The organism is Paenibacillus sp. FSL K6-2393, from assembly GCF_038002545.1.
Taxonomy (GTDB): Bacteria; Bacillota; Bacilli; order Paenibacillales; family Paenibacillaceae; genus Paenibacillus.
Genome location: NZ_JBBOCU010000002.1, coordinates 829,135 through 850,321 on the forward strand (window position 1 = coordinate 829,135; position 21,187 = coordinate 850,321).

Here is a 21,187-nt window from a genome sequence, read left to right on the forward strand (position 1 = left end):
GGAATTTAAAGCCATTAACTCCCTTTCCAACCGGAAAGGGAGTTTTTAATATTCCCACGTAGACACCGCTTAACATCCTCGCGGCAATTCACTTGATAAAAAATTTGTCGCCAGAACGGTCCCTTAGACCAATGTTGCATTTGAACCAATTATTGGATAATAAAGGGAAGCTGGGTATATAGATTGAACTTACATTTACATGAAACGGAGTGGCCAGTGTAAATTTCTTTAGTTCACCTTATGTAAAAGCCTATGAGCCGAAAGGAATGATGGAATGCTTGCATTTCGTTTGACGGGCCTGCCGGATTCCCGGTTGCCGCTGTACCTGTATTGTGTGGGCACGCAGGAAGAGAAAGTTCTGCATAGACCGGATGGATTTCCGGTGTATCAGTTGTTTTTGTCACGCGGTGGTGAAGGGCAGTTCAAGATAACGGGAAAAGGGACATGGACGATAGGAGCAGGGCAGTTATTCATCGTGGAACCCGAGGTTGCGCATGAGTATGTGCCTCATTCCAAATCCAAAGGGGAACTGGGTTATATCGGCATTGGCGGTGCATCGGCTGGATCGGTATTACAATCCACGGGTTTGCTTCAGAACGAACCGTGCCATATCTCCGGTTTTGAAGTCATCTGGTCACGCATGACCAATCTCTGGCACGCGCTGGATCAAGGAGCAACGGAGATGTGGAACACATCAACCCTGATCTACCAGCTCATTTTGGATATAGCACAATCGAAAATACCATCTGATGTCGGCATAGGAGGTATTGTATCATCTAGGGCACAGGATGGCACTGTAAAACACTCTAATCGGGAGCCCGATCCGAGCAAGGATGCACTCGTCCGAGCAGTAGCATTGATTCATACGCACTACCAGGATGACCTGTTATTGAAGCACATCGCTGACGCAGTTGGTTATTCGGTGCAGCATCTCAACCGATTATTTCACCAGCATTATGACGTGACAGGACATCAATATATGCAGCGATTGCGTTTGCAGAAGGCTTCGGAATGGCTGGACAAGCACCCACGAGCAAGTGTACGAGAGGCGGCAGAGACGGTAGGCATGGAAGTGAACTATTTTATCCGGATGTTCAAGCGGGAGTTTGGAGAGACAGCGGGCAAAGGAATCAAACATCGGAACCAGCTCCCAATGGAAAAAGACCTCACGAGTTCGTGAAGTCCCTTAATCGATTATATAACGTGTTATGCTGTTTTCTTTTGTCCAAATAAAGGCCTTAACGTTGCAAGCCCCACAACTCCGATCACCGCACTCACCCACGGAGCCAGTGCAAATACCGGAAGTTTATCACGCAGTGGATACCCTACAAAGAGCACAAGGACCACGATGACGATGTAGATGATGATTCCCTTAAGGTTAACCTTAGGTACGGTGTTCTTGTCCGCTCCTTCATCGTCCGGTCGCTCAGCAAGACGGCGAAGCATCTCCACCAATGCAATACCGCCAACTGCCGCAACGATCAGAGAGAACAGACTGATGTGTTGGAACGGCTCCGTATCTCCGCCAGTCCAACCCACGAACAATCCCACACATCCTTGAATTAACATGACAAAAGACAAAGCCGCCCAAGCGATCATGGCATACCACTTTGGAGTCCGTTTCACAGGCTCTGGATTCTCCGTTGACTGTGGTTCTCCAGCGTTGGCTTTCTTTTTCGATGGATCTGATGGACTATTACCACGGGTTGGGCTGGATTTACCCACCTCAACGGCAGCCGTCTTCTCCGGTGCTGTATTTGTTATCCCGAGCTGTGCATGGATGTCTTGTTCCAGATCAGGTCCGTATAACTCGCGAGCGGGTTTATTATCCCGCTGAGCCTGCACGATCGCTTTTCCTGCGGAGAGTATCCACTCTTCCTGTGTTCTCTCGTCCGCTGGCGCATGACGTGCAATTGTGCTGATCTCGTCATACAGTTTCACATGTTCAGGTGTCATTCGACTCATCTCAGTTATTTGCCGATTCTGTATTTCTTTAAGCTTCTTATAGGAAATCCCCAATGATTGCTCCCCCTGTCTACACACGTTCTGATCTTCCAATTGACTGAAGACCCTGACGGTATTTTAGTATACGGGAAGGGCTCTCGTTTCGCAAAGTCATTCCTTATAAAAAAGCTGCTCATGGTGGACCCATATCCATACACAGGCTAGTATGACACAGGTGCATAACAGCACCAGTTTACCGTGATGTTGAATCCATTCCAGTAGATGTTCCATGAATTCATTCCTTTCGGTAGAAGGACTCCGAGGCATATGCTGCCAATGATTGTTCGTTTATTTTCCCCCGTTCATGTGAAAAAAATCCCTCACGCCTCCCAGATCTAACGATTGTGTGAAGTATGCATAAAGAGCAGCCGATTCCATCACAATAGTAGCATTTCCAACAGAAATCCAAGATTGGAGTGTGCTTGTTATGGATAAACAAACAGATTTGACGCGGAAGCTGCTACTGAACAGCAACTCCCGTGGAGTCGTAGACGAGGTTGTATCCTTTGAGGAGAATCTGGAGGACACGGAGTATGCAGAAGAACTGACAGATGGCAATTTGAGGGGAAGAAGTTTCTGGGACAATAGTGATTCGGGTCATGAGCATGAGTGGAATGGACGGGTGGAGACCCACGAGATGTTCCGTAGAAGCTACGAATAACGATCCTGCAACACTTGTTTGAATTCCAAATGATATCCGGGCCAGCTGTCATCAGCGTGGCTCATTTTTTTTTGCTTATTAACCGATAAAATGTAGAATAGCAGTCGACGTAGAAAGGGTTCTTACTTACGTTGACTTGAAGGTTACGGGATGATAATATATGAATAACATCTTAATACACACTAAACTTATCGGATTATATATATTTAATAAATGGAACTCAACAGGCTAAGCGTGGAAAGGGGAAATCGGTATGGAACGTCAGATCAGTATCCGTCATGGACAGGAAGAATTAACAGCCACGATTCATTATCCGGTTGTGAAAGATATCAAGGAGGAGAAGAGTCAGCAGCGAGTACCTCTGGCAGTTATCTGCCACGGCTTCGTTGGTAGTCGGATCGGCGTGGATCGTTTGTTTGTAAAGACTGCACGGGAGCTGGCTGAAGACGGTTATCTGGTCCTGCGTTTCGATTATATCGGTTGCGGAGAGAGCAGCGGGGAGTACGGAGCGGAGGGACTGGAGTCCATGGTGCTGCAGACCCGTTCGGTGCTGGACTACGCGGTGAATTGCAGTGATGTAGATCCTACGCGTGTTACGCTAATTGGTCATAGTCTGGGTGGGGCCGTTGCGTTACTAACTGCTGTGCGCGACAAACGTGTTAAAAACCTGGTTATGTGGTCCTCCGTAGGTTATCCATTCAATGATATCGTGAAGATTACGGGACGGGAAGTATACGATGAAGGCGTGAAACTGGGTGCGGCTGATTATCTCGGATACAAATTCACACCAACCTTCTTCGAGTCTCTTGCTGAACAACAACCATTCCAGGAAGCAGTCAAATTTAGTGGTGATGTTCTCGTCGTGCATGGTACATCAGATGAGATTATCCCTGTAGACTACGCCTTTCTGTATCAAAAGGTATTCTGGATGCGTCAGGAAGGTCGTTGCGACAAGGAGATCATCTTCCAGGGCGATCACACCTTCTCTTCAGGTAAAGAGCGGGAACAGCTCATTACGCGTACGAGAGAGTGGCTGGGCGAACGTCAGAAGATCGAGCAGGATTGGCAGCACTGGATGATATAAGTGGCAGGATTACAACTGTTTGGGGATGTCAGCTTGGAAAAGCGCCTTCTTAAGGGTAAAATAGAGGAGTAAGCATTCTATCCGTGTCTGGAGGTTGGCAGCAATGACATTACCCGCACTTTTCATTGCGCATGGTTCTCCCGCTCTGGCGGTGGAGAGCAATGACTACACTCACTTCTTGAACCAGCTTGGAGACAGGCTGCCGGCTCCGAAAGCCATTGTTGTATTTACGGCGCATTGGGATTGTCCTGAACCGTCCGTGACGATGGATGATACACATCAGACCTTGCATGATTTTTACGGATTTCCTTCTACGATGTATACGATGGAATACCCTGCATCTGGGCAGCCAGATTTAGCCAACGAGATATGTGCTTTGTTCACCCGCAGCAATCTGGCACATCAGCCGATTCGTGGCCGAGGGCTGGATCATGGCGTATGGGTACCGTTGCTCCATATGTATCCTGAGGCTAATATCCCTGTGATCGCTGTATCGGTAGACTCGCTGCGTACGCCGCAGGAACAGTATGATATTGGCCGAATGCTGGAACAGCTGCGTCATGATGATGTGCTGATCATTGGCAGTGGTGGAACGGTTCACAATTTACGATTGCTTGGCAATACGGATGAACCGCAAGAGTGGGCGGTGGAATTTGATAACTGGATCGGGGAGCGCTTGGAGCAGTGGAACACGAGAGAGCTGTTTCAATATGAGAAAAAAGCCCCGCACGCACGCACGGCAGTTCCGTCGTATGGCACAGAACACCTTGCGCCTTTGTTCTACGCCATGGGTACAGCGGATATGTCCCGATCAGCGAAGCGTTTATTCCAGTCTTATCCTTATGGAACGCTCAGTTTGAACTGCTGGCAGTTTGGAGACGGCGTGTAACTTGGAACAGACAACAGCCTGATTATGGTGTTTGAAGCCAGTTTCGTACGGATAACGTGTATTAATGCATACAATTACAATATATAAACAAAAGAAGGTTCCTGTACACCCTTGGTGGGATACAGTAACCTTTTTTCAATACGAGGACTTATTCATGCAATAGATCTTTATTTGCGGATTTCGAACAATTCACAGTCTGTACGCGAATGATAAGCGAGCTCACTGACACTGGATTGTACCACTACGGTGTTGCTGTCAAAACGGATAATGATGCCACCCGAGTCAATCTGGTGATTATCTTTAAAAACTCGAACCTTATACTTCATATTCATGGCTTCCTGAAAATCCGCATCGGTCTCAAGACGTCGCTGGGTCGGCATATCGTGTACTCCTTTGAAGTTCAACTTTATTTCATCATAATACGATTTTCTGTGGCTGAGCAAGTCAGGCAGAGCATCCAGGCCATTTTTGAAAAGTAAAAAGCCCTGCTCTCCAGGGGGATTGGGAGCAGGGCCGAGAATTCTATGAATGATTGCTTAAGCTGTTTTGTGAGTTGGGCTAATCGTTGGTGTGTCTTTAGGCTGATTGCCTTTGTTGTTACGAGTGAACAATCCGCGAAGGTAAGGCAGTACCCAGTGATCCAGACCGATTTTACCTGCATTTGCACCAGCAACGACAAGGAAGATTTCCATTACAACCAGTTGAGCATTTGTGCTTACTGTTCCCGAGAAGAGGAACGCGAAGTTCATGACCATAGCCATCAATGCTGCCAGTGTGGTGAAGCAACCAAGGATGAGACCCAAACCTACAAGGAATTCACCCAATGGGATAACGAAGTCGAACAGTCCTGCGTTTGGTACTGCGAATTTCTCAAGGAACGTTCCCCACCATGCTTGAACTGCTGGATGATCACCCGTTGTTTTTTCCAGTGCCCCTGCAAGGAACCCGCCAGCTTCGAATCCGCCAGTCAATTTGCTCCATCCGTGAGTCATCCAATCATAACCGATATACACCCGAAGTACTGTCAAAATCCACATTGCTACTTTGTTTTCTCTAAGCCATTGGTTGAAGCTGAACATATGAACCACTCCTTCATGGAATTTAGTGTGTGTTGTTTTTGTTTTTTCTAAGTGATCACCTTTGATGTCTTTATTGTATAGTTCAAAAGTCGTTTTGTTTGTGATTAAAATCACAATCTAGTTCAAATTTTAAGTAAGGTTTGAGAAGTTCACATTTAGGACATATTTTTCTCCCAAATCGCTGTTTCAAATGTGAATTTCACGCTGTATCAAGGCCTTCTGGGCGCAGACAAATCGGATGGGGTGTGATTAAATGGAAAGAAATACGTGAAATGGTTGCCCACATGAGACATATATCACAACTTAGAACCAGGCCATATCGTTCAGGAGGTCCTATATTGAAGCTTTTTAAATGGAACAAAGCAGCATCGGCTGCATCCCTGTTTATTCTCTCATTGAGTCTTGTTGCCTGCCAAAACCAGGAAGTGGCGCAGATGCCACTTCAGCCAGAACCGACACCTGCACCTGTACAAGAAGAACAGAACGTGGAGGAGTCCAACACGTCTCTCTATACAGCACCTCTGACGGGTCTGCCTGTAGATGAAGCAATTACGCGACGACCACTCGCCGTAATGATTAATAATGCACCAGCGGCTCGGCCCCAATCGGGTCTAAGTTCAGCCGATATCATTCTTGAAGTTCTCGCTGAGGGAGGTATTACCCGTTTCATTGCCATCTTCCAGAGTGAAGGCGGTGGGGAAACGGTTGGACCCGTTCGCAGTATACGTCCATATCTGATTGAGCTCGGCGAGAGTTATGATGGGGTACTTGTTCACGCCGGAGGCAGTCCGGAGGCGTATTCCATTTTGCAAAGGCAGCAGAAACAGCATATGGATGAAATCTCGAATGGTGGACCTTACTTCTGGCGTTCCTCGGACCGTAAAGCCCCACATAATCTGTATACTTCAGCGGACAAGCTGAGAGAAGGGTCAGATATCAAGGGTTATAGCCATGATTTCAAGTCTCCCGTATACATCTATAACGAAGAAGGTGCGACATCCGCAGGAGAGGCAGTGAAGCAATTCGATATCCATTATTTATTGGATAGTTACCGGGTGACGTATGATTATGATGAAGTTAGCGGACGATATATGAGAATGGTGAATGGCAAGGCAGATCAGGATCTGGATAATGGAACTCAACTTGGCGCAGCGAACATCATTGTGGCAGGTGCAGATCACAAGGTGCTCGATAGTGTAGGTCGGTTGTCCGTTAATTTGGAACAGGGCGGGGAAGCCATGTTGTTTCAGAAGGGCAAGATGATTCGTGGGCAGTGGGTGAAGAAGCAGGGGGATATTATACGGTTTGTTCAGGGTGGCAGTGAAGTTGCTCTTGTGCCTGGTAAAACCTTTATCAGCATTGTTCCCAATCAACCGGAATTTTCCAGTCATGTGAAGCTGGCTGTGCAGCAATAAAAGGATGTAATGAAAGAAAACGATGAAACATGTATCCATTTTGTCGTCGAAAAGGCATGATATTGTACCTTGGCGTGAAAAGTAGAATCGTGTCGATTTTGAAATTTGATGTCGAATTGTAAACGCAGTGTAAAATCTTGACTTGAATTTACCATTATTCCAAATAATTAAGATTCATTTCAGATTAATGTGATAAGAATATAAAAAAGGATCACACCTTTTGTACAAACCATGAAACAAATATGATAAGATATCAAAGGTTGTCATTTCATGTTTCATCGGTTATCGGCAATTTTTCTCGTAAAGGGGATAGAGCTATGAAGCTTAAGAAGAAGAAGGATATATTTTTTGAGACACTGGAGAATATGGCAGATACGGTTGTTCAAGCGGCAGATTATTTCTCCCAGCATGTTTCCAACCTTCAGGATGTGACTCTTTTTGCCAATGAAATGAAGAAGTACGAGTCGAAATGTGATGATTACGTGCATACGATCATTACAGAACTCAACAAAACATTTATCACGCCGATCGAACGCGATGATATTATGGAGCTGACAACAACACTTGATGACGTATTGGACGGACTCGAAGCAACGGCTTCCCGTTTCTATATGTACCAACTGACGGATCCGGACGAATTTATCGTTCAGTTCTCTGAAATTTTGCGCCAATCGGCTTACGAAATTCAGAAGGCGATCCATCTGCTGTCACAGAAAAAATTGCTGGCCATCCGTGAATACACCATTCGTTTGAATGATCTGGAAAACCAGGGCGACGAAGTGCTGCGCATGTGTATCAAACATCTCTTCGCTACCGTGTCTGATCCGATTGAACTGATCAAGCGTAAGGAAATTTACGAACGTCTTGAGACAACAACGGATGCTTGTGAAGACGTGGCGAATGTGCTCGAATCCATCATTATGCGTAATTCTTAAGGAGCCAGAGAATAATGGAAACAACGATTTGGGTATTAGGTATAGTCGTCTTCCTTGCACTGGCGTTTGACTTCATCAACGGTTTTCACGACACGGCGAATGCCATTGCCACTTCGGTATCAACACGGGCACTGACGCCACGTCGTGCGATCCTTCTTGCAGCGGTGATGAACTTTGTCGGTGCGATGATGTTTACAGGCGTTGCGAAGACGATTGGGGGGAGTGTGACCGACCCCACCACGCTGGATAACGGGATCGAGGTCGTCATAGTCACCTTGATCGCAGCGATTATCTGGAACCTGGTTACATGGTGGTTTGGTATTCCGTCTTCCTCATCACATGCACTTATCGGAGCCCTTGCAGGTGCCGTGCTTGTTGGCGCAGGATCTGATAAAGTGAAATGGAGCGGATTCATTGATATCGTCGGAGGTTTGCTATTATCACCTCTGATCGCGTTTGCCATCGGTTATGTGGTCATGACGATTCTCAAATATATTTTCGCCAAACGCAGTCCGCATAACGTGAATAAAGGTTTCCGTACGGTACAGATTTTCACGGCTGCACTGCAAGCATTCACACATGGTACGAATGATGCACAGAAAGCGATGGGTATTATTACGTTTGCTTTGGTTGCAGCAGGTGTACAAGATCATCTGGAAGTGCCGCTGTGGGTTAAAATCTCAGCAGCAACCGCGATGGCTCTAGGTACATCCATTGGTGGTTGGAAAATCATCAAAACGATGGGTACCAAAATCTTTAAAATTGAACCGATCAACGGATTCGCCGCCGATCTGTCAGCTGCTTCCGTTATTTTCACAGCAACGTTGCTTCACCTTCCAGTTAGTACGACGCACGCGATCACATCAGCTATTCTGGGTGTAGGTTCCGCGAAACGTTTCTCTGCTGTGAAATGGGGACTAGCTGGACGTATCATTATTACGTGGTTCATTACGATTCCGATTACTGCGGGACTGGCAGGATTGCTCTACTGGATTATTTTCTAAAAAGAGAAGTTATCCCGAACGAATTCGGGGTTACCAGACAATCTGTTCATAACTGTGTGAATATCGGGATATGTGGATAATTATACAACCAAAATCAAGAGACGCCTGTGCATGAACGTGTGGACAGGCTGGATATGTGGATAGCCATCCGTGGAATGATAAACCAAAAGAAGATATTCCTGTGGATACAGGGAACTGTGGATAGGGAAATGAGAGAAGCCAACAGGGTTGGCTTTTTTTGTTGTCGAGTTTGAAGGTACCTGTGTACAATAACGTATAGATACAGGACAAGGATGTGATCTGATTTATGATTCGTACACTCGCCATTACACGAGAACATCAAGTCTCCGTTAACGTACCACTTACACAGCTGGATCTGAACGATTACGCCTGGGTATGGGCCGATTTTAACCAGCCAACGGAAGAGGAAAGCTGTTTGCTGGATACATATTTTCATTTTCATCCATTAGCCATAGAGGACTGTCTGCATGTGTTGCAGCGGCCCAAGCTCGATTATTATGATAATCTGCAGTTTCTTGTGCTGCATGCACTGAATCCGTCCACACTGGAAGCCGAGGAGGTTGACTTGTTTCTCGGATCTAACTTCCTAGTGTCTTTTCATCATGGTGTATTGGAGGAAGTGGATGAAGCGTGGGAACGCTTGTTGCACCATGCACATGAACGAACCATCTGGGCGCGAGGTCCAGTGGCGGCGGCCTATACCGTGATGGACAAGTTGGTGGATCATTATTTTCCGTCTTTATTTGCGATTGAGGATGAACTGGCTGAACTGGAGAACCGGGGTGGACAAGAATCGGTTGAAGACTTGATGAACCAGGTGTTTGATCTGCGGACTCGATTGCTGAAGCTTAGAAGAACCGTAGTACCGATGCGGGATCTGCTCTATCGGGTGGTGAACTCCCAGCATGTGCAGCGAACAGGTGAACATACCGCTTATTTTACCGATATCTATGACCATTTATTGAAGCTGACAGACATGATCGAAGCCGATCGGGAGATGACCGCTGACCTGCGCGACAGTTATATTTCCCTGAACTCCAACCGGATGAATCAGATCATGAAGACACTCACGGTGATTACGACCGTATTTATGCCGCTCACACTGATTGCGGGTATATATGGCATGAACTTTGCCTATATGCCTGAGCTTCAATGGAAGTTTGGGTATGGTGCGGTGCTGCTGTTAATGTTTGTGCTTGGCGGGAGTATGGTGGCCTGGTTTGTGAAGCGGGGATGGTTTAAGTAGAAATGTTATACCTTACTGCTCCGTATGCAATTCCATCCTCTTGGTGACAAGCGCAAGCTATTGCGAGCAGATCATCAGAAGAAGATTGCATAGCCGAAGCAACGTTTGTTACATATAAAAAGGCCACTGGACAAGGATCTCGAGCAGGATTAACTGTCGGGAGATGATGCTTGCCAGGTGGCCTTTCTGATTCTTCTATAGAAGTTTTGAAAAAAATGTATCCACATGTGAATAAGTTCTCGCTGAAACGAGCTGTGTATAACTTACGGCGATTTCCTGTTACTCCATTTCAAGAACAAAAGAAGTTGTAGCTGCTTCTTTGCCATTCACAAGAATGGTAAGCGTATGCAGACCGGCATAATATTTTCTCGTTGTGATGATTCTGAAAGATTGTTTTGTGGCTACCTTGGTTCTGCCTGTCGGGTACATTTTATCGGAGCATTTGAACCGTTTGGGGGCCTGCTTGCCGTTTGCCTTCATATAACCCATCTCATATTCAATTCGCAGCATCTGTGACTCGCCGCTCTCATTAACGACATCAAACGAAAAATGAAGATCCTCGCCAATGCTAATCGTATCCTGGACAAGCTGAAGCTGCTCAATGTGAATCGAATCCTGCTCGTTATAACCAAAAAGACTTAGTGCTTTGCTATGTCCTTTCTTCAGTAATGATCTGCTGGCATGCCGGACAATCCAGTCTGTGTGTACATGTTGTCCGTACCAGGTCGTGGCCAGATCCATAACCAGTTCAGGGTGGTCCTTGGAGATGTCATTTAGATGATTCGCGACACTTTTGCGAACATAGAGGGACTCGTCCTGTTTTAATGCATGCAGAATCGGAAGTACAGGTGTTGGATCGGTGATAAAGTTCTGGAGTTTGGCACCCCATGGCAAACGTGGCCGGCTGCCCTCACTGGCAAGTCTGCGGATATGCTCGTTGTTGCTCTCTGCCCACGACATCATATGTTTCATCGTTTGGATTGGATAATGTTTAATAAACGGGCGTACTGCGAACTCGGAGCTGGAATAAGGTGTGAAGAGGGTCAGATACTTCATGGATAACTCGTAATCCTCTGGGTCAAGTCCGTTCACTTCGATAAAATCCGGTACAAACAGATATTCAACGCCTCTCATATTCGGAGCGGCTTGTTCAATAATATGTAATGCTTCCTCATAATTGTCGGGCAGTACTGCAGTCAAGGCCAGTGTGATTCGGCGAATGCGCGCTTTGAATTCCAACTGTTCCCAGCCTTCAGCAAAAACCAATTCATGAAATTGCTGTGTATCCAGCTTCGGGTAGAATTGACGCAACTGTTCGCCGGTCCGATCGATTAATGCGGGAGTGTATTTGTCTTTGATAAGTTCCATGGTCCGCCTCCTTTAGTTATTATCAAGTATACCTCAAATTGCAGAAATAAGAACATAAGTTCCTGAAATTTTTGATATATTAATGAACGGTGTTAAGGCACCCACCTTCTGTAAGGGGGTGCCTGGATGAATTTAACCTTTGCGACTTTTGGGACGGCGCTTGGTGGTATTGGATTTGCGGCGGACTGGAGTTGTATTGCGGCGACGTGTAGCATTCGTTGTTTTGTTCCGACGTTTGCTTTTACGTTTCCGGGGCGGCGTATATTCTTCATAGTCTGCATCAGCTGCGCTGTTATTCGATTTTCCTTTTCCAAAAGGCAGAATGCCCATAACGAGTTTCATCATCGGAGCCATCTGCTGGATGCCACCAACGACCTTTTGCATTTTGCCTATTCCACTCATGATTCCATCAATACCGCCGAAGCGGTCGATCATTCCTTTTAACTCACCGATGTTGGCTAACGAAAACCCGGAACTGCCTGTAGCAGCAGGCGCCTGTACCGGAGCAGGGGGAACCACCTGAGCTCCACCTCCATAAAAGTTCCCGCCAGCCAAACCTTGCCCATAGGGTACGACTGCAGAAGCTTCGACTTCACCGAAGCCCGGGTAATGGGGTTCTACGCCAGGATACATCGGTTGAATCTGAGTTTCATTTAAAGACCGCGGAACCACACCGGGCGGCATATAGGCAGAAGTATGTGCCTGCCGATGAGCATGAGAAGACGGACGCTGCCCTGGTGCTGGCTGGCGGTGATAATAATGCTGTGGCATGAACGATCACGTTCCTTCTATTGGATTTCGGAATTGCGTTCCATGAGTTGCATGACAGATGTACATCATAGACCCTTGTGGAACTCCCTTTTGTTATACTGTATGTCATTCGCGGAGAGACGGCGTAGGCGGGTATCCCGGAAAACGGGATATTTGCGGATTTGGGCGCATCTATGATGGCAGGTTCACGAAGAGTAAAATGAAGTTTAGACACAAAATTGTAACATTTAGGAGGATTGAAATCCTACATAAGTAATCGGATATATACAGGTGAAAACTGGGAAATAGCGCGCTAAATTCGCCCGATGTACGCGAGGGGAGGACAATAGTACCTTTTGTAAGCGGTAACATGTATTTTTATTCTGTAGTGCGTGAAATCGGTAACGCTTGAAATACCAACTCAGGGTGAGTACAATGTAGGTACACAGTAACCGCTAGGGGATGATGATGAAATGCAGCTGAAAAAGCTAAATGATAAAAGCATTGAACAACTATTCGAGGCTATTTTGACGCTAAAAGATATTGAAGAGTGTTATGTTTTCTTTGATGACCTCTGCACAGTTAACGAGATCCAATCCATGTCCCAGCGGCTGGAAGTGGCTCGTATGTTGGGTAAAGGCAATACGTATAACCAGATTGAAGCAGAGACAGGTGCGAGTACAGCTACAATTTCACGTGTGAAACGCTGCCTGAATTACGGCAATGATGGTTATAAAATGACGCTGGAACGCCTGGGACGCTAACATGAAGAAGCCGGGTGTACTCATCATCAGTCACGGTTCACAGGAGCAGACCTGGGTGGAATCCGTCGATGACGCGATCTCCCGGTTGAATCTGCCTGTTCCATTACCGGTTGAAGCCGGTTTTCTTGAACTTGTGGAAGGACGCCTGATCCAGGACGGTATCGACCGACTGGAAGCACAAGGCGTAACCGATATTCTGGTCGTACCTCTATTTGTTTCGTCCGGGAGTACACATGTGGATGAAATTGAATATGCCATTGGTGCAAAGGAAACACCTGATCGCGAAACGGATCTGGAACCGTTCGATGTGAAGGCTCGGGTTCACTTTGGTTATCCAGTGGATAACGATCCGGATATTGCCGTGATGGTGTGGGACAAAGTCCGATTATTGTCGCAGCAACCGGAGAAGGAAACGATTTTGCTGGTAGGCCATGGGAGTATTCATGATGGTTTTCGCGAGCGTTGGGAAGCCGGAATTTCTTCCCTTGCAGAGCGTGTGCAGGAAGTTAGTGGTTTAGCCCATACGGATTATGCATTGCTGAATCCGGAGAGTGTGTACGACAAAGTGAAGTACTGGAGCGAAGAGCGGGGGAACCGAGTCATTGTGGCGCCGCTGTTTTTGAGTGCCGGTTATTTCACGAGGAACGTTATTCCGGATCGGCTGCAGGAACTGAACTATGTGTACAGCGGTGAGACACTGTTACCACATCCATACCTTGTGCAGTGGCTGGAGCGCCAGATCCAGATTTTGCTGGAGAGATGTAATGAAGTTAAAGTTTCTTCTTGAAATGATTGCTTTGGCATAGGTGTAATCACATCGCTCGCAGTAATGTCGCACCAATTGATTTGAACTCCATAGCTTCATAAACAATCAAACCACGTCGAAGGACGTGGTTTTTGTTTGTTGTAGATCACTTGAAAGAGATTGGGCTATCCATTAATGGGTGCGTGCAATTGCAAATGTAGCTCCAGTAAACTTATTAATTGGTCAACGATCTCCTCGGCCGGATAAGGCATGGAATTCATAATCCACCACTCCAGGAGGCCCACAGCAGCGGAAGCAAGAAACTGTATGGTGATCTCTTTTTTCATACCCTCCTGAATGCCACAGGCATCCATCTGTTCCTCCACTCCCTGGACCAACAATCCCATCAACTTACTACGGAATGCCGGAATACCTTTTTTGGTTAGAAGTGTAGTATAGGTAGAGGCATGCTGTTCCAGATAACGGAAAGTTCTGAGCAGCGCATCCTTGGCGGTAACGGATGTTGGAGTAGGGCTTTCCATCATACAGGCATCCAACAACTGCTGCAAATAGGTTTCAATGCATTGATCCAACAGATCGAACTTGTCAGCATAATGCAAATAGATTGTTCCTCGGTTTACATTAGCCCGATCAGCAATGTCGTTTATCGTAATTTGCTCAAAATCCTGTTCCTCCAGTAACCCCACAAAAGCTTCAATTATCGCCTTTCGTGTCTTGAGTACTCGTCTGTCCATGGCCCCTCCTATGATGGTTTTCAACAATAAGGAATCATTCGTTGATTATTCAACAAAAACGGATATTTTAACGATTGAAGCACAGTAGGTGCTTTGTTACTCTTATTTTATCAACAAATGTTCATAAAGCAACGAATATTGATAAAATATGAAATAGAGGGATAAACAATGAAGATATTAGTGTATGGGGCAGGTGTTTTGGGCAGTCAACTGGCGCACATTCTGGTACGCGGCGGCAATGATGTTACTATTCTGGCTAGAGGGAAGCGGGCAGAGGAGCTGGAGAAGGATGGAATCGTCATCCGGCATATGTTTCAATTCAAAACGACAGTTGATCAGGTTCGGGTAGCCAGAACGTTGGAAGTGGATGACCAATATGATCTGATTTTTGTTGTCATGAAATATAACGATTTTCCTTCTGTGTTACCTATTCTGGCAGAGAATCAGAGCAGCAATATTGTGATTGTGGGAAACAACGCAGATGCACGAAGCATGCAAAACTATTTGGTGGAAAACAGTAAGGTGGCAAAACAGGTCGCATTTGGATTCCAGGTGAGTGGAGGTAAGCGGGAAAAGGACCGCATGTTATCGGTCGGTGGAGGCAGCGGACAAATGGTAATCGGCAGTCTGGACGGAGAGATAGGATTTAAACCTTTGCTGGATCAAGCTTTCCAACATGTAAAATACAAGTTGAATGTTCTGAGTGATATTGATGCCTGGCTGAAAAGCCATATCATCCCCATTCTGATGCTTAATGCGGTGAGCTTTAATGAGGAGCGTGAGTTGATCAAGTTGGACGGGAACAGAAAGCAAATCCAACATATGATTGGGGCGATGGATGAAGGTTTTAGTGTTCTTGAGGCTATGGGCATAACGATTATACCGGAGATTCAGGCTAAAATGATTCGCAAGCATCAACGGATGTTGTACCTTCTGTTGAAGATATACAGTGTTCTTCCAATTCATAAGCTGATTGCGGGTTCTTTTGGAGAGATTGAGGCGTTAAATAATGCATTTAACGATTGGAAAAAGACAACAGGCACCCCGACTCCCCATTGGGATGTGCTGAAAAGAGATTTTACTCCCCTTAAATGAAGTGTTGCTCATTCCCTGCATACCGACTACAATAAAACCAACTAATAAAATGGGGATAAGGAGATATACAGATGCGGGAAGTGCCCATGCGCTATGTGAAAGCAAATCAGGTCGGTATTGTATTGTTTGTTTTACTCTCGTTTGTGTTCAATCCAATTGTAGTTCTGGGCGTGCTGTGGGTCATTCAGGTGGTTGGTCTGGCTTCTGGTGGAAAGCTTAATCTGTTTGTGCAGATTGGGAAAGCTGTGTTAACTGGTAAAGGGACAGAGACGCAGGCGGTGGAGCTGCAGCGATTCAACAATATTCTGGCTGTGCTCTTCCTGTCTCTGGCACTCATCTCGTTCTCGCTTGGCTGGGTAGCCGCAGGTTATGTATTCTCCATTATGCTTCTCGCGGCTGCAAGCGCGGCTCTGCTGGGTTATTGTGTGGGTTGCACGGTGTATTTCTGGTACAAACAGCTGCGTGCAGGCAGAAAAATCGGATTTTGAGGTTGGCTGAAGAAGAGATATAAGTATCCGGGATACTACGATAACTTCATAACGAAATCCCCCTCAAATGAGCTGTTCACTTGAAGGGGATTTTCTTTTTTTTCTTATCTGAACCAGGCTTTATTTAAATTGTTGGTGAAATTGTTATCGTTGAAAGGCACGTTGGCACTGCCAAAGTTCGTCGTATTGAGCGCATTTCGTGCGGCAGAAGTCAGGTCGTCCCATCCGATTAAAGGTTGTGTTCCCCCAACAGTGTTGGTAACGCCAAGCTCATGGTTCAGCGGCCAGGTACTATTATAGGAAATCGACGGATGGTTACCTTGTGTATTGGTATTGCTCGGTGTGACGTTGGTGAACTGGCCGTGACCAGAATAGGCGATAGAGAGGATTTTGGAATTGGCAGCTGCCGGATTGTCTACCCACACGACGATACCTTCCCAATCATGACGATGGCCGAGTCCAGAGGAAGGGGAGTCTTTTGGGAAATACCACGAATACATGATTGCCCACACCCCATTGTGCCATGCGGAGCGGGAGTAGATCTGGCCTGTACTTGAGCTACAGTTTCCATTCGATGACCCGGACGTATTCAAGCCAGCGCTGGTATTGCCCTGTTGATCCACTGCGGGAAAAGGCACGCATCCATGATAGACTTTTAGAAATGGCTGAAAACGCTTGGCCGCTTGTTGTGTCACTGTGACTGGTGTGACTTCCTGGAATCCGACAACCTCATCATGATTAATTTCTGCCGCTTCAACAGTGGTAAACCAAGGAATACAGGCCATAAGCGAAACCATGAGCATTAACGCGATTTTTTTCATTTACACTTCTCCTTCAAGGGTATGATGTGGTGCTAAGTAGAGGGTGCACTAAAACTATATTGGAAAAAGATTTATATTATTTATCTTTTTATCTTAAGATTTGTAAATTTGTAGCATATCTATGTCATAATCATATGAAGATCATCGAAATCGAAGACTAATTCCTGTCCAAGCGGGCAGAATGGTTGATTAATGAGACTATTTTACATAAAAGGTAGTGGGAAAGATTCAGGATCGGTGCAGGAGGTTTATTGGGTAATGGATGGATTAGTGGATACATATATGAAAAAATATACTTATAGATTACAGGCTAGGACATCTTTACATTTGATGATATGATAGGAGTTAAAGGCTTTGGAATGAGACGGAATTCCTGATGCATAGATATAGGTAAGACGAAAGATTAGAGCAACATTAACCGAAGTTCATTATTGTGTAAAAAATATGCCCTTTTGTGGACTGATGCAACGTAAGAATATGAGGTCGTATAGACTCATGGATAATGTGGAATAGGTGGCGTATGAGATGAAAAAAGCTCGCTTAATATATAATCCGACCTCAGGCCGGGAAGAAATGAAGAAACGTCTGGCTGATATTTTGCAGCGTTTGGATCAAGGTGGTATTGAAGCTTCATGTCACGCAACAACGGGTGAAGGTGACGCAACCCGGGAAGCTGAACTTGCGATTGAGCGCGGGTATGACATGATTATTGCAGCTGGCGGCGATGGCACGTTGTACGAAGTTATCAATGGTATGGCCGAGCGGGAGAACCGTCCTCCGCTGGGTGTGTTTCCTTTGGGAACAACGAATGATTTTGCGCGTGCACTCGGCATTCCGAGACAGTGGGAAGATTACGTGGATCTGGTCATTAACCAGCAGCTTCGTCCGCTCGATCTGGGCAAAGCAAATGATAAGTATTTTATCAACATCGCTGGTGGTGGCTCATTGACTGAACTGACCTATGAAGTACCGAGTCGTCTGAAAACGATGATTGGGCAACTGGCCTATTATATGAAGGGTATTGAGAAAATGGCGAGTCTGTCTCCTCAGGAGCTGATTATTCGCGCCGACGGTCAGGAAGAGATTCATGATGAATTCATGTTATTCCTCATCGCCAATACCAATTCGGTCGGGGGATTTGAGAAATTGGCTCCGGGTGCAACCATTGATGATGGTCTGTTCGATGTCATTTGCGTGAGGAAATGTAATTTGGCTGATATGATCCGCCTCGTAACGCTTGCGCTGCGTGGGGAACATCTGAACGACAAGAAAGTGGTTCATTTCCAGACGAGTCATATGGAAGTTACGTCACCGGGGTATGTCCAACTGAACCTTGATGGAGAGTTGGGCGGCACGCTGCCAGCTACGTTTACGAACTTGCGTCATCATCTGATGTTGTATCGTTAAACTTGGCACTTGGCGCAGAATGTGGTCGCTTGGGGAAAGCAGTGATGCATGAGAAGTGGTTGTATAGCAATCGCACAAGTGATGAGGAGAGTTGGATTCAGCTCTGCCGTAAGGCGTGATGGAAGTATATTTTCCAGTTGCTGTGTACGGTGGGATCGCGTATAATCTCATGTGGTCACTATGCGTTGAGCTTAACAAACTCAGAAAGCCTTAATGTGGCGAAATCGCCGAAGCTGCGAATCTAACGAATTTCAGCGTCGTTATTTTGGAGAAAATGACCGGAAAAGATCGGAAAACACTATCCGAACTTGATATAACGTTTCTGAAGTTCATTAGAAATTCGGAACGTTATTTTTGATGTGAATAAGGTGTGCCAGGTTCGTTAGAATCGGGAACAAAATGAAAAATAGAGATTTCTCCCTCGCCTGCACAGGCGGGTACTATATAAGAAGAAAGAAGTGAATGTACGTTGTCTAATACGAACCGCAGCGGTCGTGGAAAAAACCGCCGGAATTCGGCTGCCTCTCAGGGGCAAGGGAACGCTTCAGCGTCCCGTCAGCCAAGTCAATCATCTCGTCCATCTACACGTCAGCAGGGAAAAGAGGTGCGGCCACAAGGCGCATCTCTTTCTGCCGTTCGTTCAAAAGGGAGAGCGCGTGAATCTGCACCAGTCGAAGGACTGCCCGTTAGCAAAAATGAAGAGACCGTCATCGACATCATTGGCATGAACCATGACGGTGAGGGTGTAGGTCGTGCGAATGGATACACGCTCTTTGTGCAGGGTGCGCTTCCAGGTGAAACCGTGCGTGTGCGCGTGATGAAAACCAAGAAGCAGTATGGCTACGCCAAACTGCTGGAAATCGTGAAAGCAAGCCCGGATCGAGTGTCCGCGCCTTGCCCGATCTACGATCAGTGCGGCGGCTGCCAGATCCAGCATATGAGCTATGCCGGACAGCTTGCGTGGAAACGCCAGTTGGTGGTAGATAATTTGCAACGGATTGGCAAGTTGAATGTGATGGTGGAGGATGCGGAAACGCCGGCATCCAATACGCAGGATGATAAAGAGGGCGCCGAACAGCGCGTGCAGGATGACGCTTCAGTTGGTGATGCGAATCAGACAATTGAACTGGCTACTTCTGAAGTACAAATGATCGGCAGCAATCGTATTCGCCTTCGCCTTGAAGGTGTCATGAACGAAGAAGATACGGAGCAGGGCATTCGTGTACTGCCTACGATGGGTATGGACGAGCCATGGCGCTATCGGAATAAGGCACAGGTGCCGATTGGAGTTGCCGAGGGTGGCCTGGTAGGTGGTTTTTACGCTAAAGGAAGCCATCGGATCATCGATATGGAGAGCTGCCTCATTCAGCATGAGCACAATGACGAAGTGGTTGCAAAGGTTAAGGAAATCGGCAGTCATTTTGGAATCAGCGCATATAACGAAGAGACAGGCCGTGGTTTGTTGCGCCATGTGGTCGTGAAGAAGGCGTTCCGTACAGGCGAGATGATGCTTGTTCTGGTCACCAATGGACGAGACATTCCGTACAAAGACGAATGGATTGGCAGTATCCGTGAATCAATTCCGCATGTAGCGAGCATCTGCCAGAACGTGAACAAGAAACAGACCAACGTCATCTTTGGCGATGAGACCCGCGTCCTGTGGGGCCGTGATGTAATTTATGATTATATCGGTGATGTGCAGTTTGCGATCTCTGCGCGTTCGTTCTATCAGGTGAATCCGGTGCAAACGGAAGTACTGTATGGCAAAACGGTAGAGTACGCTGGACTGAGCGGCAAAGAGACGGTAATTGATGCCTATTGCGGCATCGGTACGATTTCTCTTTTCCTCGCGCAACATGCGGATCAGGTGTACGGGGTAGAGATTGTGCCTGAAGCCATCGAAGATGCTCGTAGCAATGCGCTCTTGAACGACATGAAGAACGTGAAGTTTGAAGTCGGTGCATCCGAGGACGTTATTCCACGCTGGAAAGAACAAGGCATCGAAGCTGATGTGATCGTAGTTGATCCACCGCGGAAGGGCTGCGATCCACGTTTGCTGGAAACGATCCTGGAGATGAAGCCGGAGCGAGTGGTGTATGTGAGCTGTAATCCGAGTACGCTGGCACGTGATTTACGTGTGCTGGAGGATGGCGGATATCGGACGGTTGAGGTAACGCCGGTGGATATGTTCCCGCACACGGTGCATGTGGAGTCGGTGGCGAAGTTGGTGAGAAAAGACTAAGAGTTGAGATGTATTTGGCGGAAATAATAAGAGGGGCGAGAGCCCCTCTATTTTTGGTTTGGTTAGTTAAGTTTTTTTTAAGCAGAAATTTAGTATTGAGTACTAGTTAGATTAAGATGTAAATAACATTTCATTTGCTATAATTTGGAGTTATTAACTGCCACAATAATAGGTGAGAAAAACATCTTTACTAAATGGGGAGTGTGAAGTTAAACAAGATGTCGAATTTTATAGTGCTTTAGAGAGTATCTCGATAGAAGGGGGAAATGAAATACAACAATGGAGAAAGCGAGATACTAGCGAATATTACTTTACAAATCTAGAGGAACAGGATAATTCAACAGGAGCTAAAAGAAGGATTAGCGCGAAAGTATCTATCGAGCGTTGCAATCAAAAATAATTTCAAATGTTATT

21 protein-coding genes are annotated in these 21,187 nt (G+C 46.3%); 14 read left to right on the forward strand and 7 right to left on the reverse strand.

All coding sequences use genetic code 11. From position 1 onward, the window contains the following. Window positions 1–274 precede the first annotated feature (274 nt). Window positions 275–1,180, forward strand: a complete 906-nt coding sequence (locus MHI14_RS30850; RefSeq protein WP_341132006.1) for an AraC family transcriptional regulator — start codon at window positions 275–277, stop codon at window positions 1,178–1,180. 26 nt (window positions 1,181–1,206) lie between these two features. Here the strand turns inward: MHI14_RS30850 and MHI14_RS30855 are convergent, their stop codons facing one another. Beyond that, window positions 1,207–1,965, reverse strand: coding sequence for a hypothetical protein (locus MHI14_RS30855; protein WP_341132007.1), 759 nt, complete (start codon window positions 1,963–1,965; stop codon window positions 1,207–1,209). Between the two features lie 466 nt (window positions 1,966–2,431). Here MHI14_RS30855 and MHI14_RS30860 point away from each other — a divergent pair, with 466 nt between their 5' ends. The 3 genes from MHI14_RS30860 (at window position 2,432) to MHI14_RS30870 (ending at window position 4,638) form a co-directional block, all read left to right on the forward strand. Continuing rightward, window positions 2,432–2,665, forward strand: a complete 234-nt coding sequence (locus tag MHI14_RS30860; RefSeq protein WP_133387380.1) for a hypothetical protein — start codon at window positions 2,432–2,434, stop codon at window positions 2,663–2,665. Window positions 2,666–2,918: 253 nt separating this feature from the next. Then, entirely contained in the window at window positions 2,919–3,749 is an 831-nt protein-coding gene (locus tag MHI14_RS30865; RefSeq protein ID WP_036606057.1) for an alpha/beta hydrolase, read from the forward strand. A gap of 103 nt (window positions 3,750–3,852) precedes the next feature. After that, window positions 3,853–4,638: a DODA-type extradiol aromatic ring-opening family dioxygenase gene (locus MHI14_RS30870; RefSeq protein WP_062836227.1), complete on the forward strand. Its 786-nt coding sequence runs from the start codon at window positions 3,853–3,855 to the stop codon at window positions 4,636–4,638. Window positions 4,639–4,805: 167 nt separating this feature from the next. Here the strand turns inward: MHI14_RS30870 and MHI14_RS30875 are convergent, their stop codons facing one another. Beyond that, window positions 4,806–5,018 (reverse strand): hypothetical protein, encoded by a 213-nt coding sequence (locus MHI14_RS30875; protein WP_017690673.1) that lies wholly within the window; start codon window positions 5,016–5,018, stop codon window positions 4,806–4,808. A 156-nt stretch (window positions 5,019–5,174) separates the two neighbouring features. Continuing rightward, window positions 5,175–5,717 (reverse strand): DoxX family protein, encoded by a 543-nt coding sequence (locus MHI14_RS30880; RefSeq protein WP_091038811.1) that lies wholly within the window; start codon window positions 5,715–5,717, stop codon window positions 5,175–5,177. Window positions 5,718–6,055: 338 nt separating this feature from the next. On the opposite strand from MHI14_RS30880, the gene MHI14_RS30885 reads away from it, so the two are divergent. From MHI14_RS30885 to corA, 4 genes are all read left to right on the forward strand, one after another. Then, on the forward strand, window positions 6,056–7,132 hold the full coding sequence (locus MHI14_RS30885; protein ID WP_289391133.1) for a DUF3048 domain-containing protein: 1,077 nt from the start codon (window positions 6,056–6,058) through the stop codon (window positions 7,130–7,132). Window positions 7,133–7,449: 317 nt separating this feature from the next. Continuing rightward, window positions 7,450–8,067, forward strand: coding sequence for a DUF47 domain-containing protein (locus MHI14_RS30890; protein WP_076215091.1), 618 nt, complete (start codon window positions 7,450–7,452; stop codon window positions 8,065–8,067). Window positions 8,068–8,081: 14 nt separating this feature from the next. Further along, window positions 8,082–9,071, forward strand: a complete 990-nt coding sequence (locus MHI14_RS30895; protein WP_062836232.1) for an inorganic phosphate transporter — start codon at window positions 8,082–8,084, stop codon at window positions 9,069–9,071. A 307-nt stretch (window positions 9,072–9,378) separates the two neighbouring features. Beyond that, window positions 9,379–10,338: a magnesium/cobalt transporter CorA gene (gene corA / locus MHI14_RS30900; protein ID WP_133387377.1), complete on the forward strand. Its 960-nt coding sequence runs from the start codon at window positions 9,379–9,381 to the stop codon at window positions 10,336–10,338. Between the two features lie 279 nt (window positions 10,339–10,617). Here the strand turns inward: corA and MHI14_RS30905 are convergent, their stop codons facing one another. Then, window positions 10,618–11,706 (reverse strand): DNA alkylation repair protein, encoded by a 1,089-nt coding sequence (locus MHI14_RS30905; protein ID WP_341132008.1) that lies wholly within the window; start codon window positions 11,704–11,706, stop codon window positions 10,618–10,620. Window positions 11,707–11,838: 132 nt separating this feature from the next. Continuing rightward, window positions 11,839–12,477 carry a tyrosine protein kinase gene (locus MHI14_RS30910; RefSeq protein ID WP_341132009.1) on the reverse strand — a complete coding sequence of 213 codons (639 nt, stop codon included), beginning with the start codon at window positions 12,475–12,477 and terminating at the stop codon, window positions 11,839–11,841. A 452-nt stretch (window positions 12,478–12,929) separates the two neighbouring features. Between MHI14_RS30910 and MHI14_RS30915 the strand changes: the two genes are divergently transcribed. Both MHI14_RS30915 and MHI14_RS30920 read left to right on the forward strand, forming a co-directional pair. After that, complete coding sequence (locus MHI14_RS30915) at window positions 12,930–13,220, forward strand: YerC/YecD family TrpR-related protein (protein ID WP_017690665.1); 291 nt, start codon at window positions 12,930–12,932, stop codon at window positions 13,218–13,220. A 1-nt stretch (window position 13,221) separates the two neighbouring features. Beyond that, window positions 13,222–14,007 (forward strand): sirohydrochlorin chelatase, encoded by a 786-nt coding sequence (locus tag MHI14_RS30920; protein ID WP_341132010.1) that lies wholly within the window; start codon window positions 13,222–13,224, stop codon window positions 14,005–14,007. A gap of 143 nt (window positions 14,008–14,150) precedes the next feature. On the opposite strand, the gene MHI14_RS30925 is transcribed toward MHI14_RS30920, so the two are convergent. Then, window positions 14,151–14,720 carry a TetR/AcrR family transcriptional regulator gene (locus tag MHI14_RS30925; protein ID WP_341132011.1) on the reverse strand — a complete coding sequence of 190 codons (570 nt, stop codon included), beginning with the start codon at window positions 14,718–14,720 and terminating at the stop codon, window positions 14,151–14,153. 168 nt (window positions 14,721–14,888) lie between these two features. Between MHI14_RS30925 and MHI14_RS30930 the strand changes: the two genes are divergently transcribed. Together MHI14_RS30930 and MHI14_RS30935 are read left to right on the forward strand one after the other, a co-directional pair. Beyond that, window positions 14,889–15,815 carry a ketopantoate reductase family protein gene (locus tag MHI14_RS30930; RefSeq protein ID WP_341132012.1) on the forward strand — a complete coding sequence of 309 codons (927 nt, stop codon included), beginning with the start codon at window positions 14,889–14,891 and terminating at the stop codon, window positions 15,813–15,815. Window positions 15,816–15,886: 71 nt separating this feature from the next. Then, entirely contained in the window at window positions 15,887–16,303 is a 417-nt protein-coding gene (locus tag MHI14_RS30935; protein WP_133387372.1) for a DUF4395 domain-containing protein, read from the forward strand. 104 nt (window positions 16,304–16,407) lie between these two features. On the opposite strand, the gene MHI14_RS30940 is transcribed toward MHI14_RS30935, so the two are convergent. Then, on the reverse strand, window positions 16,408–17,124 hold the full coding sequence (locus MHI14_RS30940; RefSeq protein WP_341132013.1) for an NPP1 family protein: 717 nt from the start codon (window positions 17,122–17,124) through the stop codon (window positions 16,408–16,410). 525 nt (window positions 17,125–17,649) lie between these two features. On the opposite strand from MHI14_RS30940, the gene MHI14_RS30945 reads away from it, so the two are divergent. Further along, a complete protein-coding gene (locus MHI14_RS30945) occupies window positions 17,650–18,531 on the forward strand; it encodes a diacylglycerol kinase (protein WP_047840512.1) in 882 nt (293 codons plus the stop codon). Between the two features lie 469 nt (window positions 18,532–19,000). After that, a complete protein-coding gene (gene rlmD / locus MHI14_RS30950) occupies window positions 19,001–20,773 on the forward strand; it encodes a 23S rRNA (uracil(1939)-C(5))-methyltransferase RlmD (RefSeq protein WP_341132014.1) in 1,773 nt (590 codons plus the stop codon). Window positions 20,774–21,187: the final 414 nt, after the last annotated feature.